This is a genomic window from Ruegeria sp. AP11 (assembly GCF_056535865.1).
The window spans coordinates 204,473-220,824 of sequence record NZ_JBQFJB010000002.1 but is presented as its reverse complement, the minus strand read 5'-3'; the positions used below and the strand labels follow the sequence as shown (position 1 = coordinate 220,824).

Below are 16,352 nucleotides of genomic sequence, written 5' to 3'. Positions count from 1 at the left end.
GATCGCAGACATGAAGACTGTTGGTGTCGGCATCATCGGCTGCGGAAATATCTCGACCTCTTACCTCAAGCTCGCGCCACTTTTTGAGGCGCTTGAGGTCCGGGCGGTTGCCGACCTGAACATGGATGCGGCCAAGGCACGGGCCGAAGAGTTTTCCGTCCGCACCGATACGATTGACGATCTGCTGTCTGCTGATGACATTGAGATAATCGTCAACCTGACGATCCCGGCGGCACATTTCGATGTGACCAAACGGATTTTGGAGGCAGGCAAACACGCCTATTCCGAAAAGCCCTTCGTGCTGACCCTTGAAGAGGGCGAAGCACTGCGGAGCCTGGCGGCGGAAAAAGGTCTGCGCGTAGGATCGGCGCCGGACACCTTCCTGGGCGGTGCCCATCAACTCGCTCGTGCAGCCATTGACGAAAATCTGGTCGGGGACATCATCGGTGGTACCTGTCACGTAATGTCGCGCGGAATGGAGGCTTGGCACCCCAATCCGGACTTCTTTTTCCAGCCCGGTGGCGGACCCATTCTTGACCTCGGTCCCTATTATGTGACCAGCCTGGTGCAACTTATCGGGCCGGTGAAAGCGGTGACAGCCATGGCTTCGGTCAGCTTTCCGACCCGCACCATCGGCAATGGCCCGCGCGAAGGCGAAACCGTGCCTGTGGACACGCCGACCAATATTCACGCCGTGCTTGAATTCGAAAACGGCGCGCTGATCACCCTTGGCGCAAGTTGGGATGTTTGCGCCCATCGCCATGAGAACATGGAGCTCTATGGAACTGATGGTTCGCTGTACCTTCCTGATCCAAATTTCTTTGGGGGTGAGGTTTATCTAGCCAAGCAGGACGGCGATGCCACCGCTATTGCGTCTCGCAATCATGCATTTGAGATCCCCAATGCCAAGGACGGGCAAGGGAATGACCGTGCCAACTACCGCTGTGCAGGACTTGCGGATATGGCCGCTGCCGTCGCCACGGGAAGGCCGCATCGTTGCAGCTTGGAACTAGCGACTCACGTGGTCGAGATAATGACCGCAATCCTACAGTCGGCTGAAGAACGACGCTGGGTCGATATAGTCACCTCTTGCGAACGTCCGGATGCGTTGCTCCCGGATCAAGCCCGCGCTCTACTCATTTGAGTTGCACTCCTATGGTTGAACCCCCAAAGGCCACCCGAAATCATGTCTTTATTGTCATGGGCGTGTCTGGTGTTGGCAAAACCACTATGGGGATCGATCTGGATACAAACAAAGAGGCCCGGTACCTGTATGAGCTGTCACAAGCGCTGGGACTCAAGCCAGACATGGTGAATTCGATCCACGACAGAATGGGTGAGCCGCGACTGTTCGGATAGATCGGTCGGCTTATTCGGACTCTGCACAGATCGGGAGGAACCCTCCGGCGATAGCACCGCTTTAATACTGTGAGGCACGCTATTGGCGTTCAGTCTTTTGATGCCAATTTGGTTTGGATGACGAACTGCGTGACGGGGTCAACGTCTTCGCTTTCAAGTAAAATTGCGAACTGGCCATCCAAACGCGATTCCTTCCAATTCCGCATGGCAATCGCAATTTCCAAAGCCGACAAGCTTTTGTGTTTCAACTCACGTGAAAAAATTTCGATGATCTGATCTCTGAGAGCATGTGAGACTGTTCCTGAGTCAGCTAACGCTCGAATGAGGGATCGCCTATGGCCCTGTCTAGGGTCAGGATGCATTGATTTCCCGAGCGCTGCGTGATTCACGGCTCCGAAAACAGAGCGGTGACATGAGCAATCTTTTCTGGCTGACCGACGCACAGATGGCGCGTCTGAAACCCTACTTTCCAAAGTCGCACGGTAAGCCAAGGGTCGACGACAGGCGGATTCTGAGCGGGATAATTTTCATCAACCGCAATGGGTTAAGGTGGCGCGACGCTCCTGAAGCCTATGGCCCACACAAGACGCTTTATAGCCGTTGGAAGCGCTGGAGCGAAAAGGGCATATTCGCGCGGATGATGGTGGGGCTAGCTGCCGAGCACGGCGAACAGAAGACAGTCATGATCGACGCGACCTACCTGAAGGCACATCGAACAGCGACCAGCATGGCCGCTAAAAAGGGGGGCGCGGTCGCCTGATTGGCCGGACCAAAGGTGGTATGAACACCAAGCTTCACGCCATTTGCTACAGCCAGGGACGACCGCTCGACCTCTTCATCACCGCCGGACAGGTCAGTGACTATATCGGCGCACGGGCATTGCTGGGCGGTTTGCCAAAGGTCGAATGGCTGCTCGGAGACCGAGGCTACGACGCCGACTGGTTCAGAGATGCGTTGAAAGACAAAGGGATACGCGCCTGCATCCCTGGACGAAAACAGCGCAAGAAGACCGTGAAATACGACAAGCGCCGATACAAACGGCGCAACCGCATTGAGATCATGTTCGGCAGGCTCAAAGACTGGAGACGCGTGGCAACCCGCTACGACAGGTGTCCCAAGGTCTTCCTCTCGGCCATCGCGCTCGCAGCCGTCGTCATCTACTGGTTATGAATCCTGACCCTAGCGGTCATTCGACGACGTCTGCGTGAACTGACTTATTGGTCCGCTTGAGTATGCAAACAGAGAAACCACCAGACGGTTTCGGCCTGGCTATCTCATCAGGATGTTTGATTGCCGATTTCGCGGCTTTGCAACCCGCTTTGCGATTATGGCACAACTCTGTCGCGGCCTGTCCAAGAGGATTCAATGTATTCAATTAGTGAGTGGCAATCAATTATGGTGTTGTTAAATATGTAAAATCCCTTTGGGCGCAGAAGTCCCAACGGTATTGTGAATATTTATGCTTTCTAAATATACAAATTCTCCTCTCAATCTTCACCGCTATGTTAGCGTTATCGCTTTGAGATTGACGCTTGTTCTTACCGGTTAGCCGGCACCCAGCACAATTTGCGAAGCATTTAGCGTTGCCAACCCAATTGGACCGGCAGCCAAGGAACATACACTGGAGGAAATATGTCCCTTTTGCAGACCATTACCCGTAGAGCCGCCTTGCTTTCTGTCGCCGCTGTCGCACTAACTGCCGGGACAGCGTATGCAGGCGATGTCAAAATTGGCTTTCTGCTGAAAACCATGCAGGAAGAACGCTACAAGCGTGACCGCGCCGCGTTTACTGCGAAAGCTGAGGAACTGGGCGCCGAAGTTATCTTTGATTCAGCGAATAATGACGAGCTGACGCAGCTCGCGAAATTCGAAAACATGCTCGCCAAGGGAGCAGATGTCATCGTGTTGCAGCCCGTGAATACCGGCACTGCCGGTAGCATGGTCAGCATGGCAAACAGCGAAGGTGTGCGTGTTGTCGGGTATGACTCAATGCTCGTGGATGGGCCGCTGGATGCGATGGTGATGCAAGACAGCTGGGCCGTGGGCCGCTTGCAAGGCGAAGCCATGGTCGAATGGCTGCAGGAGAAAAATGGAGAGGTGTCCGGCAAAATCGCCTTGATTCAAGGTCAACCGGGCGACTCCAACGCGATTGCCATGAGCAGCGGTGTGTTGGAGATTGTCGAAGCGAACCCGGGGTTGGAACTGGTAACAAATCAGGCGCATGAAGGTTGGTCATCTGAGAAGGCCATGGCGACTGCAGAAAACACGCTGACCTCTAACAGCAACAGCATCGACGCGTTTATCGCCAACAACAGCGGCATGGCCCGTGGTGTTATCGCGGCATTGGAAGCACAGGGGCTTGCGTCATCAGACAAAGTATTTGTAGCCGGATCCGATGCCGACCTGGCAAACATCCAATACGTGGCGCAAGGCAAGCAGGCTGTAGAAATTTGGAAACAGATCGATCCACTTGCGGAAACCGCGGCAGAAGTTGCAGTGGCGTTGGCTAATGCGCCGGACACTGCACCTGCTGATCTGGTCGAAGTGGACAAGGTTATCAACAACGGCTTCACCGATGTGCCAACAATCGTGACCCCGATCACGCTTGTGACACAGGACAACATCGATGACACGATCATCGCTGGCGGCTTCTACTCCAAGGAAGAAGTTTACGGGAACTGATCCCCGAGACTGTTTCCTGAAGGAGGGCGTTTCGCCATCTGGCTAACTATGCGTGTACTCCCCGCACGCGGCTTCATGGTGCCCTCCTTCCTTAACCCCTTACGGCGAAACTGCCGGTCAGGGTGGGGAATGTCCGAAACACCTTTCTGAATGTGATGGGAAAAAGCATGTCTGAAGTCGTCCTGAAAATGCAGGGTATCATCAAGGATTTTCCCGGAGTTCGCGCCCTGAACAATGTCAATTTCGAAGCCCGCTCAGGTGAGCTTCTGGCGTTGATGGGAGAAAACGGGGCGGGCAAATCCACGTTGATGAAAGTGCTCAGCGGGGTTTGGCCTTATCCGACTTACGAAGGCGATATCTTTCTGCGAGGCGAAAGAGTCCGGTTCGCAAATACGAAAGAGGCCGAGGCAGCAGGCATTGGCATCATCTATCAGGAACTCAACTTGATCCCGGGATTGTCGGTTGCAGAAAACATTTTTCTGGATCGCCAGTTCACCGATGCCAAGGGCAGGATCAACTGGAACCAGACCTTTGCCGAAACTCAGAAACTGCTGACCGAACTGGGTATCAACGACATCCGTCCGACAGATCTGGTGCAAAATATCACTGTGGGCAAACAGCAGATGGTTGAGATAGCCAAAGCCCTGTCGCTGAAGGCCGAGATACTGGTGCTGGATGAGCCGACGTCGGCGCTGACCGATAAGGAGGTCAAGGATCTCTTCCGTATCATCCGCAAGCTCAAAGCCGACGGTGTCTGCATGTGCTACATCTCGCACAAGATGGAAGAGATCGAGCAGATCGCGGACCGGATCGCTGTTCTGCGTGATGGCCAGACGATTGGTGAAGTCACGCCTATCGCGGATATCACGCTGGATCAAATCATCGCCCGAATGGTCGGGCGCGACATCAAGGATATGTTCCCCAAGGTCGATTTCACACCGGGTGAGGTGACTTTGGAGGTCAACGATCTGTCCGTCACAAACCCCGACCTGCCTGGCAGCTATCTGGTCAAGCACGCAAGCTTCGTTGCCCGCAAAGGCGAGATATTGGGCATCTCCGGGTTAATGGGCGCAGGCCGGACCGAATTGGTTGGCGGTGTTTTCGGTGCCTATCCGGACCAGACCACCGGTGAGGTAAAGCTGAATGGGCAAAAGCTGGAAATCAAATCTCCGAAGGATGCAATTGATGCCGGCATCGCGCTGCTGACCGAAGATCGTAAGGCTTTGGGGCTGTTTTTGGACAAATCCATTTCCTTCAACACGACGATTTCCTCGCTTGAGACGATCAGTTCAAAGGTTCTGGGCATTATCAACACCCAGCAGGAGCGCAAAATCGTTAAGGAATATGTCGACCAGTTGGGCGTTAAAACACCGTCGATTGACACGGTCATCGGTACGCTGAGCGGCGGCAACCAGCAGAAGGTCATTCTGGGTAAGTGGCTGAACTCGCGCCCGGATGTGTTCATCCTGGATGAACCTACCCGCGGGATCGATATCGGCGCCAAGGTCGAGATTTACAAGCTGCTGAACGAGCTGGTCCAGCAGGGTGTCACCGTCATCATGATTTCTTCGGAACTGCCCGAGGTTTTGGGCATGTGCGACCGGATTCTGGTGATGTGCGAAGGCGAGATTGTGTCGAACTTTGAAAGGGACGACGCGAAGAAAGAAGCAATCATGGCGTATGCCACCGGCAGCGCATAAGGGAGGAAGCAAATGAGTGCTGACAGCAACGTTGCAGGTGTTGGCGTCAATGGCGCCAAGGAAAACCACCTGATAAACTTCATCAAGGACAACGCGACACTAATTGCGTTGATCGTGCTTGTCGTTGGGCTCAGCTTTGCCGACGACGCGTTCTTCACTGCGCGGAACCTCAGCAACCTGTCCCGTCAAGTTACCATCATCGGGATCATTGCCGTAGGCATGACCATGGTCATTCTGATCGCGGGTATTGACCTATCCGTTGGTTCTGTCGTCGGGTTATCAGCGGTTGTCTGTACGCTCATGATGCAATGGGGCGTGCCGACAATATTGGCGGTGCCTGCAACTCTTTTGATCGTGGGTGTCGGGATAGGTCTGTGGAACGGGTTCTGGATAGCCAAGTTCAACATACCACCATTCATCATAACCCTTGGAATGCTGACCATCGCACGCGGTTTGGCACTGACCCTGACGAACGGCAGTTCTGTACCGGTAACGAGTAATGTGTTTCCGTTGATTGGTGGTGCATATATCCCGCCGATGATGTCCAGTATCGTGCTGATCGTGTGTGCTGCGCTTGCTGTCTATTCGATTTTCCGGGACGTCCAACAAAGCAAAGCTCACGGCGTCGATGTGAATATGCAAGAGTTGCTGGTCAACGGGGCCGTGATGATTGGTGGTTTTGCTTTGGCCTTCCACGTGTTCACCAGCTACAAAGGGATCCCCGTTCCTGTTGCGATCTTTGCAGTCATTGCGTTTGCCGGGATCTATACGCTGAACAGCACCCGCTTTGGTCGCCGCCTCTATGCGCTTGGCGGAAACGAGGATGCGGCTCGCCTGTCCGGCATCAACGTCGTCCGCACCAAGATGATTGTCTATACGGTCATTTCGGTCCTGTCGGCGCTGGCTGGTATCATCCTGGCCTCGCGTCTGAACGGTGCCTCACCCAACCTTGGAACCATGTTCGAGCTTGATGCGATTGCAGCGGTTGTTATCGGCGGTACCAGCCTGGCGGGTGGTTCTGGCAAGGTGAGTGGAACCATCATCGGTGCCCTGCTGATCGGGGTCCTGAACAACGGCATGAGCCTGCTTGGTGTGGTCACGTTCTATCAGTTGATCATCAAGGGCCTGATCATCATCCTCGCTGTCTGGTTCGATGTGATGCAGAAAAAATAATGTTGCTGGCCTGCCTCCGGTCACATGCACCGGGGGCAACGCCAAAATCCCCTAAATCTTGAATGACAGTTGGGAGGTAAGCGATGGTCCAGTCCATTTTAGCAACCTTACGCACAGACGGCCTCAGAGCTTTGGGTTTGGCCGGCCTTCTATCCGCATCGCTACCAATGATTGCGGCAGCGCAGGACAACGCCAAGATCGGGTTCCTGCTCAAGACCATGCAGGAAGCCAGATATCAGACAGACAAATCTCTGTTCATCGCCCGCGCAGAATCCCAAGGTGCAGACGTGATCTTTGATAGCAGCGGCAATGATCCATTGCGCCAGTTGCAGCAGGTTGAGGAAATGCTGGAATTGGGGGTGGATGTTCTGGTTCTACAACCCGTCAACACAGCAACCGCCGGAGCACTGGTTGATCTGGCCCACGATCAAGGCGTCAAAGTGGTCGGGTACGACTCGATGCTGCAGGACGGGCCGCTTGACGTCATGGTTATGCAGGACAGTTGGGCCGTCGGGCAGCTTCAGGCCGAAGCGATGGTCGACTGGCTGAATGATACCCGCGGTGAGGTCAAAGGCCGGGTCGCCCTGATCCGCGGTCAGCCTGGTGATGCCAATGCCGAAGCGCTCAGCAGCGGTGTGTTGAAAGTGATTGCCGATCATCCGGGGCTCGAACTTGTTGCAGATCGCAGCCACTTGGACTGGTCTCCGGATATGGCCAGAGACACTGCCGAAAACCTTCTGGTCGAATATGACAACGACATCGACGCGTTCATTGCCAATAACAGCGGGCTTGCCTTCGGGGTTCTTGCAGCATTGTCGGATGAGGATCTGGCATCGGCGGATCGGGTCTTTGTCGCCGGGTCAGACGCTGATCTGAGAAACGTCCAAATGGTTGCTGACGACGTACAGGCGCTGGAAATCTGGAAGCAAATCAAACCTCTGGCCTATGAGGCGGCGGATATTGCTGTGAAAATTGCGCAGTCTCCGGATGCCGGAATCAGCGAACTGATCGGTGAGCATACGCTGATCGACAATGGTTTCGCGGATATTCCGACGGTTATCACCCCTGTCTTCGCAGTGTCAAAAGATACGATCGACAGCACGGTGATCGATGGCGGGTTCTATACCAGCGAACAGATCTATCAGAACTGAAGCTGCTATAATCACGCATACGCCCGTCGGCAAAACAGTGAATAAAAGCAAGGGACCGAAATGTCTGACAAGATCAATGTCGCAGTCCTTGGCCCGATCCCAAGGGACAATATCACCAGCTATCAGGGTGAGAAATTTAATAAATTTGGCTGCGCGGTCTATACAGCGGTCTGTATGTCCTCGCTGGCCGGTCCGGGTTCGCGGATCAACGTTGTCAGCCATGTGCGCAGGTCGGACGTAGACAATGTTCGCAACTTGCTGTCTGCGTTTCCGTATATGGATGTCAGCCATGTTACAGGCGACGCTGATCAGGGCGCAGTGATCGATCTAGTCTACGTGGACCAAAACCATCGCAACGAAAAGCAAACGGGTTTCATGAACCCGATCCTGCCCGACGACATCGAAGACCTGATGGATTGCGAGGCTTTCGTTTTCGTTCCGATCACGGATTTCGAGGTTCCGTTGGAAACGATCCGATACATCAAGGCCAACAGCGATGGTCTGGTTGTATTTGATGCGCATGGTCCCACCAGCGGGTGTTCAGCACATGGAGAACGGTATCATAAATTCTGGATCGACAGAGATCGCTGGCTTCCGCATATCGACCTTCTGAAGATGAATTTGGAAGAGGCTCAATGCAGTTGGTTCAAGGGAGAATACGGGTCTGACGAATTGCAGGAAATAAGCGAACTCACGATGGACCAGTTGCCCAAGTTCGCCCAACACTGCCTGGATCTGGGCGTCAAGGCGCTCTACGTCACGCTGGATCAACACGGCTGCGCCGTCTACCACAACGATGCAACTGGCCGGATGCGGGAACATCTGGTCAAGCGGGTGCTTGTCGAAGACGTGGTCGACACCACGGGCTGCGGTGACAGCTTTGCTGGTGGCTTGGCTTTTGGCTACCTCAAGACTGGCGATTTCGTCAAAGCCTGCCAGTTCGGAAACTGTGCAGGAGCGCAGCGCTGCTCGAGCAGCGAACTGGATGTCTACGGATCGCTGGAAGAAACCGAACGTCAGATTGCCGAAACCTACGGCGACTGAATTATCCGAAATATCACCCGAATGGAGCCCTGACATGCAGACAATGCTGAGCAGTAGCGACTGGCTGATCGAAGAAACCCAATTCAATCTGGATGAAGCGAACTTCAAGGAGACCATTTTCACGGTCGGCAACGGCTATCAGGGGACACGTGGGTCTCTGGAAGAGGGCCACAAAGGGGAGCTGTCTGGCACCTATCTGGCCGGTGTTTACGATCACCATGACTCGACGGTGATCGATCAGGTCAATGTGCCTACCTGGCTGCCGCTTCGGGTCCGTGTCGAAGGTGAAATTCTGGATGTCCAAACGTGCAAAGTGGTCGAACACAAGCGCGTGTTGGATCTGCAGACCGGATTTCTCCACCGAGATACGGTGTTTGAAGATAGCAAAGGCCGTCGCACTCGCATCACCAGCATCCGCTTTGCCAGTTTTTCCGATCAGCATATTTGCGGCATTCGCCTAACCGTCACACCAGAAAACCACTCGTCCGAAATCACTGTCGAAAGCGCCCTGGATGCCCAACGGTACAATCTGGACCGCCTGCCAGCTTATCAGGGAAATCCCGTCTTCCACCCCGAAGTCAAATGGGAGAAGTGGGCCAAAAGTCGGCACATGAAGGTCACTCAGTCACATGCAAGCAGCGATGCGTCATATATCGAAGCTCTGACACTGGACACTGGCATTTCGATTGGTATGGCGTCTGCCTTGGATTGTCCTGCCTTCATCGAGTTCAAAGTCGCAAACCGTGGCTATGAGCAGGTTTCACAAACCGTCTCTGTCGAGGCGCTCAACGGACAAAGCCTGACTTTCGAAAAGCTGGTGTCAATTTATACGTCGCGAGATCTGAACGGCGCAGAATTGGCAGCAAAATGCGAAGCCTCCCTGGAGACAGCACAAGCCAAGGGGTTTTCCGCCTGTCTGAGCGAAAGCGCTGCGGCATGGCGCGCAAAGTGGGACGCCTGTGATTGCGAGGTGATAGGCGATCCAGAAGCAACGCGCGCAATGCGTTTCAACATCTATCATCTGCTGATTGCCGCAAACGAAAACGACCCGCGCGCGAACATCGGCGCCAAGTCCATGTCAGGCGAGGGGTATAAAGGGCACGTTTTCTGGGATACCGAGATCTTCCTGCTGCCATTCTACATTTTCACGCAGCCGGAGACGGCCAAAGCCCTTCTGAAATACCGTTACAACACGTTGAACGGCGCACTTGAGAACGCTCGAATGAATGGGCTTAAGGGTGCGCAGTACGCATGGGAAGCCGCTGATACCGGGGTGGAGACAACACCAAAATGGACAGCGGACGGCGCGAACCGCATATGGACTGGAGAAGAAGAGATTCACGTCACCGCATGCGTGGCATATGGCATCCTCAGTTATGTTGCGGCGACTGGAGACAGAGATTTCCTTCGCGATTTCGGTGCCGAGGTTTTGTATCAAACCAGCCGGTTCTGGATCAGCCGGCTGGAATGGAACAAAGACAAGGACCGGTACGAGCTGACAAACGTTATCGGACCGGACGAGTTCCACGAACATGTCGACAACAACACGTTCACCAACCGAATGGCGAAATGGCATCTGGAGCAATCGGTGCGTGTTTTCAAAGAGTTAAGCAAGGCTTCGTCAGCGGTTCATGACGAATTGCGAATTCGGTTAGATCTAACAGAAAAGGAAGTGGATAATTGGTTGGAAACGGCCGAAAAAATCTATGTTCCCTTTGACCCGTCCCGCAATCTGATTGAGCAATTTGAAGGGTATTTCCAGCTCAAGGACATTTCGATCACCGAATGGGACAAAAACCGTATGCCGGTCTACCCCGAGGGGCATGACCACTTTTCATTGAATGGCTCGATGCTACTCAAGCAACCGGACGTGATCATGTTAAACTATCTCTTGCCAGATGAGTTCTCGGACGAAGTCAAAGCAGCAAACTACGCGTTTTATGAGAAGCGCACGATGCACAAGTCCTCACTCAGCCCGGCCATTCATTCGATCATGGGGATTGAAGTCGGCGACATTTCCTCGGCGCATCGCTATTTCGAACGGTCCGCTTTTGTCGACCTGGTCAACAATCAGGGCAACACGCAGGACGGGATGCATATCGCCTCGGCCGGTGGCACCTGGCAGTCGCTTGTGTGTGGATTCGGCGGGTTCCGGGTCAAGCATGGCAAGATGACCTTCAAACCCTGGCTGCCTGAGGCATGGTCCGCCATCCGGTTTAACCTGAAGTGGCAGGGGAATGACGTCGAAGTTGCGATTTCTCATGACGCGTGCCGGTTTAAGCTGATCGCTCCGTCCGGCACGAAAGAAGACATCGAGGTGATGGGCCATCCCGTTACTTTGATTGCCGGAGAAGAAGTGGTCTTCGCACCGCAGCCAGCGTGAAGACAGGGGCCAATCCCGCAGGAAAAGTCAAGATGTGCCGAGGTCTTGCGGTCAGTCCGCAAGAGCCTCGGCAACGCGCGTGTGCAGTTGTTCCGCCGCCGCGTGATCGATGAGCAATTCGTTAACAAGCCCCCGGGTGATCAGTTCAAATACCGTATCACCTCGTTCCTTCTGAATCGCGACGACCACAACACCACTTTGGTCAGGATCGTCAAATGCTCGGTCCGCGATGGCCTTGACATGCTCTGTTTTGATCCCGGTCCACAACCCGTTCAGTTCGTCAATCAGGTCCATTTTGGCCTGTGATATTTCCGTCCTTGGGATCAAAATGCCGCCAAGGTCTCCGACGACCAATTGCCGGAGATCATCAGCCCTTAAACCGCCTGCCTGAACCAACTCTTCAAAACTGCCCAGAACCGGAGTGCTTGAAGACCCAACGCTGGAAATCAGCATATCCATTTTGCCAATCAACGCGTCAGGCCCCGAAAACACGCGGTGAAATCCTGGGGTGTCAGAGATGTACTGCCAGATGGAACGGCGCATGGTCTCATCATAGTGACGGGGAATGTACGCCGGGAATCCAGTTAGCTGAGGGCTATCCTCCGGCTGATCGTTAAATAGCTCATCAAACGTTTCGGCAAGCCGGCTGGCAGAGTATCCATGCTGAGCCAGCGACATCAGTTCTGCACATACCGCTGCAAACTCCGTCTTTTTCGTTTTATCTATGGGTTGCCTTGAGGCGGCAATTCCTTCTGCCAGCGATTTAATCGTTCGCCCCCACGCAACGCCTACGACGTTCGATCTCTCGATCAGTTCCATCAATCGCCCGGATGCCGTTCGCCCAAATCTGGCCCGTCGCTGTGACAGCGCAGCCTCGGTGTTCCCCGGGCCGCTTTCAAACACCCCAAGCCGAGGCGATCTGAGGTTGTTCCTGTTGCAATATCGTTTCAGATCAGAATTAAGCCCTGAAGGTGCCAGCAATTCGTCCATCTGGGCAATCCACTCGTCTGAGAATTGTTCTTTGACGAAGCGTTGTTCGATGACCAGGTAGTTTTGGCGCTCAGCGTGTTTCAGCAAACGCGATACGTGTGGTTGGGACAGGCCTCCAAGAATGGCCCCGATTTCCACCTGTGACATGTTATGCGTCGCGCGCATGTAGGCCGCGCACTGGGCGCGTTCTTCGAATGGAAGTTTTTTTACGTCAATCATTTGACCCAACAATGTCTGGTAACACGAACCTGGTAGTGTGAATAATTATGCCAGATAAACATTCACATGCCAGATGATTGAAGAAAATTCCCTACATGCTACGTGTTTCTGGCACAGGCTCGAACCAGGAGATTCAGCATGCCGATCAAAGGACTGATCTTTGACCTCGATGGTGTTTTGGTCGACACCGTTCCTGCGCATTTTTCGGCATGGAAACGCATGTTCGAAGAGTACGGATATGAGTTTGGAAGGGCGGAATACCGGCGGCTGGTCGATGGACGCCCACGTTTTGACGGGGCGCGCGCGGTCATGACCCGGCATTCGGAAAATGAAGTCAGATCCGCCGCAGACAAAAAAAATGACTACTATGTTGAAATGATCGAGCGAGGAGAATTTCGTGTCTTCGATGCTGCTGTGCACCTCGTAAGACAATGCCAGTCCGAGGGTTACGGGCTGGCGGCTGCTTCCAGCAGCGCCAATGTCCGAGCCGTTCTTGAAAAAGCCGGTTTGTTGGATGCCTTTCCAGTTGTTATCGGGGGCGATGATGTCGAAAAAGGAAAACCCAACCCTGATATATTCCTCACCGCCGCCAGCGGGCTGGGGCTGGAAGTGGATGAGTGTGTCGTGATCGAGGATTCCTCCTCCGGGGTCGAAGCCGCAAAGAATGGTGGTTTCTACTGCGTTGGTCTCCTTCACGAAGATCACGAGAGTGAACTAACCGCCGCGGACTGCGTCGTTTCTTCGCTGGCCGAGATCGATATTGAACAGATAGATGGATCTAGGTCTGAGCGGTCGGTTTGAGTACTGTGTAGCGATATAGAATTGGATTTCTTGGGGGCAGATAGCAAACTGCACCCAAGATTCAGCATCGTGTACTCAACCTCTCGTAACTTCGGTGTCCGAACTGGACTATTGGCCGCTTCAGCCAAGCTCCGATGCGGCCTTGAAACTGCTGGGACTGTTTGCGCGCGTGTAAGGCGTTTGGCTGAAGGCCCGGAAAATCCGCGAACTGTTCGACTGGCCTTCCCCCTGTCTCGCGCTGGCAGCGAACTGCAAGTTTGACGAACCGCAACGCAGCATCGAAGTTGTCCAATGGACGGCAGCTCCGGGCCGTCCTCAATATCGCTAACGTCGAGTTTCAATGGTTGTCCGGCAATTACGTCTGCGCAGCATCCGGCACTCTGGGCTCGATCCGCCCCGCCGCTGCGCCGCGAACGCAGGTCCGCTCAGGATTGGCGAACGGCAAGAGCCGCCCGCCAACGTGGATCAAATGTCGATTTGCTCGGCAATGCTCAGCGCATCTTCGAGTTCGACACCAAGGTACCGTACTGTGCTGTCTACCTTGGTGTGACCGAGCAGAAGTTGAACCGCTCTGAGATTTCCGGTTTTGCGGTAAATCTCAGCTGCTTTGGTCCGGCGCAGCGAATGGGTGCCGTATCCACTGGGTTCTAGCCCAATCGCGGCCACCCAACCCCTCACAAGCCGGCCATATTGGCGCGTTGAGATATGCGGGCGGTCATGAAACCTGCTGGGAAACATGAAACGGCAGCCGAGCATCTCCGGTGACTTGATCCATGCGGCAATGGTATCCCGCGTGTTTTCAGAGAGTTCGAACTGAACGGGCCGCTTGGTTTTATTCTGGATCACGGACACGCGTTTGCGAACGCGATCGTCCCTCACTAGGTCGGTGACGGCCAGTTTCACCAAATCGCATCCGCGAAGCTTGCTATCAATGGCCACGTTGAACAGCGCAAGATCGCGCAGGTTGCCCGCCAGTTCGAGCCGCGCGCGGATCGCCCAGACCTGTTTCGGCAGCAGTGGTCGTTTCTGGCCGATGATCCGGCCCTTGTTCCAGGCTCTTCGTTTCGGGGTAACAGCGGGAAGTTGGACTCTTGGCATAGTTTGCTCTCCAATCCTCCCGCCAATCCCAGACATCAGCACAGCGCTGACGCCTCAGTTTACTGGTGGCTTGAATAGCCGTTGTCAGGTTGCTGTTTCATTGGCGAACGACGCAAACGCATTGGGCAGCTTCGATGCAGGTTTCTCGGACGCCTTGTGCGACGTTTGAGTAGCGCGTGGCGTTGTCTGGCGTCGGAGAAGCGCTCAGGCACGAAATCGCGGGGTTGGGTTTGTGTGGACCGGTTGGGTCTATGGGGATTTGGAGGCTTGAGTGCCTTGGATCCGACTGCTCGGGCTGGGTTCGTGGTGGCCGGTGAGAGCATGCCCTTCGTAGGGCGCGGTGGTTTTTAGCCGTCCTGCGTTGCGTTCCCTTGATATCTGCGTTCCGAGGACCAATGAGGGCTGGATTTGGACGAGCGGGATGGGCCGCAGCCAGCACGGTGTGCGGTTGTGGTCGCAAACTTGGGACTGAGGCGCGGGGTTCATGCAGCAGCCCTCGCAGATCCTGGCGGCGCTCTGGGATGTTGCGCGGGCGCGAAGGTGTCGACGATGATCAATCGGCCACCGCAGCATGGGCATGGCATCGCGAGGACGCGGGTGGGCGCATCGGCACTCTCGATCGTGTCATCGCGAGCGAGACCTGGAACTGGTGTTTCGTCTCCGAGCAGGTCCCTGATCCGGGCGATATTGGCGGCACGGGCGCCGTTGCCGAAGAAGCCGTAATGGCGAATGCGGTGCTGGCCCTTTGGCAGGGCATGGATCAGGAACCGGCGGATGAATTCCCCGGTTGCGAGCGTCATGGTGGTATGCCGTCCGGCGCCATTGACGCGGTAATTCTTGACGCGGAAGGTGACGGTGGTCTCATCGAACCGGATCAGGCGACTGTTGGATATCGCGCTGCGGTGGGTGTAGCGCGATAAGTAGGGTCAGGATGCATTGATTTCCCGAGCGCTGCGTGATTCACGGCTCCGAAAACAGAGCGGTGACATGAGCAATCTTTTCTGGCTGACCGACGCACAGATGGCGCGTCTGAAACCCTACTTTCCAAAGTCGCACGGTAAGCCAAGGGTCGACGACAGGCGGATTCTGAGCGGGATAATTTTCATCAACCGCAATGGGTTAAGGTGGCGCGACGCTCCTGAAGCCTATGGCCCACACAAGACGCTTTATAGCCGTTGGAAGCGCTGGAGCGAAAAGGGCATATTCGCGCGGATGATGGTGGGGCTAGCTGCCGAGCACGGCGAACAGAAGACAGTCATGATCGACGCGACCTACCTGAAGGCACATCGAACAGCGACCAGCATGGCCGCTAAAAAGGGGGGCGCGGTCGCCTGATTGGCCGGACCAAAGGTGGTATGAACACCAAGCTTCACGCCATTTGCTACAGCCAGGGACGACCGCTCGACCTCTTCATCACCGCCGGACAGGTCAGTGACTATATCGGCGCACGGGCATTGCTGGGCGGTTTGCCAAAGGTCGAATGGCTGCTCGGAGACCGAGGCTACGACGCCGACTGGTTCAGAGATGCGTTGAAAGACAAAGGGATACGCGCCTGCATCCCTGGACGAAAACAGCGCAAGAAGACCGTGAAATACGACAAGCGCCGATACAAACGGCGCAACCGCATTGAGATCATGTTCGGCAGGCTCAAAGACTGGAGACGCGTGGCAACCCGCTACGACAGGTGTCCCAAGGTCTTCCTCTCGGCCATCGCGCTCGCAGCCGTCGTCATCTACTGGTTATGAATCCTGA

At 54.9% G+C, this 16,352-nt stretch carries 13 protein-coding genes and 1 pseudogene; 11 read left to right on the top strand and 3 right to left on the bottom strand.

Features of this window, described 5'->3' with window-relative positions:
- Nucleotides 1-10 precede the first annotated feature (10 nt).
- From ACR3E4_RS18935 to ACR3E4_RS18895, 9 genes are all read left to right on the top strand, one after another.
- Nucleotides 11-1,144, top strand: coding sequence for a Gfo/Idh/MocA family protein (locus ACR3E4_RS18935; protein ID WP_480530611.1), 1,134 nt, complete (start codon nucleotides 11-13; stop codon nucleotides 1,142-1,144).
- 11 nt (nucleotides 1,145-1,155) lie between these two features.
- Nucleotides 1,156-1,359: a hypothetical protein gene (locus tag ACR3E4_RS18930; RefSeq protein WP_480530609.1), complete on the top strand. Its 204-nt coding sequence runs from the start codon at nucleotides 1,156-1,158 to the stop codon at nucleotides 1,357-1,359.
- A gap of 412 nt (nucleotides 1,360-1,771) precedes the next feature.
- Nucleotides 1,772-2,529, top strand: a protein-coding gene (locus ACR3E4_RS18925; protein WP_480536684.1) for an IS5 family transposase whose coding sequence is annotated in 2 segments (ribosomal slippage) — nucleotides 1,772-2,096 and nucleotides 2,096-2,529 — 759 coding nt in all. Because the reading frame shifts where the segments join, the coding sequence is not laid out codon by codon here.
- Between the two features lie 462 nt (nucleotides 2,530-2,991).
- Nucleotides 2,992-4,041, top strand: a complete 1,050-nt coding sequence (locus tag ACR3E4_RS18920) for a sugar ABC transporter substrate-binding protein (RefSeq protein WP_480536600.1) — start codon at nucleotides 2,992-2,994, stop codon at nucleotides 4,039-4,041.
- 167 nt (nucleotides 4,042-4,208) lie between these two features.
- On the top strand, nucleotides 4,209-5,741 hold the full coding sequence (locus ACR3E4_RS18915) for a sugar ABC transporter ATP-binding protein (protein WP_480536598.1): 1,533 nt from the start codon (nucleotides 4,209-4,211) through the stop codon (nucleotides 5,739-5,741).
- Nucleotides 5,742-5,753: 12 nt separating this feature from the next.
- Nucleotides 5,754-6,914, top strand: coding sequence for a sugar ABC transporter permease (locus ACR3E4_RS18910; RefSeq protein WP_480536596.1), 1,161 nt, complete (start codon nucleotides 5,754-5,756; stop codon nucleotides 6,912-6,914).
- An 83-nt stretch (nucleotides 6,915-6,997) separates the two neighbouring features.
- Complete coding sequence (locus tag ACR3E4_RS18905) at nucleotides 6,998-8,065, top strand: substrate-binding domain-containing protein (RefSeq protein WP_480536595.1); 1,068 nt, start codon at nucleotides 6,998-7,000, stop codon at nucleotides 8,063-8,065.
- A 60-nt stretch (nucleotides 8,066-8,125) separates the two neighbouring features.
- Nucleotides 8,126-9,109: a carbohydrate kinase family protein gene (locus ACR3E4_RS18900; RefSeq protein ID WP_480536593.1), complete on the top strand. Its 984-nt coding sequence runs from the start codon at nucleotides 8,126-8,128 to the stop codon at nucleotides 9,107-9,109.
- The gene (locus ACR3E4_RS18895; protein WP_480536591.1) at nucleotides 9,015-11,492 is read left to right on the top strand and encodes a glycoside hydrolase family 65 protein; all 2,478 of its coding nucleotides are present in this window, start codon (nucleotides 9,015-9,017) and stop codon (nucleotides 11,490-11,492) included. The genes ACR3E4_RS18900 and ACR3E4_RS18895 overlap by 95 nt, the downstream gene beginning before the upstream one ends.
- Nucleotides 11,493-11,543: 51 nt before the next feature.
- Here ACR3E4_RS18895 and ACR3E4_RS18890 read toward each other — a convergent pair whose 3' ends face one another.
- Nucleotides 11,544-12,701 carry a sugar-binding transcriptional regulator gene (locus tag ACR3E4_RS18890; protein WP_480536590.1) on the bottom strand — a complete coding sequence of 386 codons (1,158 nt, stop codon included), beginning with the start codon at nucleotides 12,699-12,701 and terminating at the stop codon, nucleotides 11,544-11,546.
- 138 nt (nucleotides 12,702-12,839) lie between these two features.
- On the opposite strand from ACR3E4_RS18890, the gene ACR3E4_RS18885 reads away from it, so the two are divergent.
- A complete protein-coding gene (locus ACR3E4_RS18885) occupies nucleotides 12,840-13,502 on the top strand; it encodes an HAD family hydrolase (protein WP_480536589.1) in 663 nt (220 codons plus the stop codon).
- A gap of 465 nt (nucleotides 13,503-13,967) precedes the next feature.
- Here ACR3E4_RS18885 and ACR3E4_RS18880 read toward each other — a convergent pair whose 3' ends face one another.
- Entirely contained in the window at nucleotides 13,968-14,600 is a 633-nt protein-coding gene (locus tag ACR3E4_RS18880; protein ID WP_480536601.1) for a tyrosine-type recombinase/integrase, read from the bottom strand.
- Between the two features lie 482 nt (nucleotides 14,601-15,082).
- Nucleotides 15,083-15,523 (bottom strand): annotated as a pseudogene (locus tag ACR3E4_RS18875) (transposase); the annotation flags it as partial.
- 64 nt (nucleotides 15,524-15,587) lie between these two features.
- Between ACR3E4_RS18875 and ACR3E4_RS18870 the strand changes: the two are divergent.
- Nucleotides 15,588-16,345, top strand: a protein-coding gene (locus tag ACR3E4_RS18870) for an IS5 family transposase (RefSeq protein WP_480536684.1) whose coding sequence is annotated in 2 segments (ribosomal slippage) — nucleotides 15,588-15,912 and nucleotides 15,912-16,345 — 759 coding nt in all. Because the reading frame shifts where the segments join, the coding sequence is not laid out codon by codon here.
- Nucleotides 16,346-16,352: the final 7 nt, after the last annotated feature.

Excerpts from the sequence above, each read along its gene's own strand:
- ACR3E4_RS18905 (WP_480536595.1), top strand. The coding sequence starts at position 6,998 with ATGGTCCAGTCCATTTTAGCAACCTTACGCACAGACGGCCTCAGAGCT.
- ACR3E4_RS18910 (WP_480536596.1), top strand. The coding sequence starts at position 5,754 with ATGAGTGCTGACAGCAACGTTGCAGGTGTTGGCGTCAATGGCGCCAAG.
- ACR3E4_RS18935 (WP_480530611.1), top strand. The coding sequence starts at position 11 with ATGAAGACTGTTGGTGTCGGCATCATCGGCTGCGGAAATATCTCGACC.
- ACR3E4_RS18915 (WP_480536598.1), top strand. The coding sequence starts at position 4,209 with ATGTCTGAAGTCGTCCTGAAAATGCAGGGTATCATCAAGGATTTTCCC.
- ACR3E4_RS18880 (WP_480536601.1), bottom strand. The coding sequence starts at position 14,600 with ATGCCAAGAGTCCAACTTCCCGCTGTTACCCCGAAACGAAGAGCCTGG.
- ACR3E4_RS18930 (WP_480530609.1), top strand. The coding sequence starts at position 1,156 with ATGGTTGAACCCCCAAAGGCCACCCGAAATCATGTCTTTATTGTCATG.
- ACR3E4_RS18890 (WP_480536590.1), bottom strand. The coding sequence starts at position 12,701 with ATGATTGACGTAAAAAAACTTCCATTCGAAGAACGCGCCCAGTGCGCG.
- ACR3E4_RS18920 (WP_480536600.1), top strand. The coding sequence starts at position 2,992 with ATGTCCCTTTTGCAGACCATTACCCGTAGAGCCGCCTTGCTTTCTGTC.
- ACR3E4_RS18900 (WP_480536593.1), top strand. The coding sequence starts at position 8,126 with ATGTCTGACAAGATCAATGTCGCAGTCCTTGGCCCGATCCCAAGGGAC.
- ACR3E4_RS18885 (WP_480536589.1), top strand. The coding sequence starts at position 12,840 with ATGCCGATCAAAGGACTGATCTTTGACCTCGATGGTGTTTTGGTCGAC.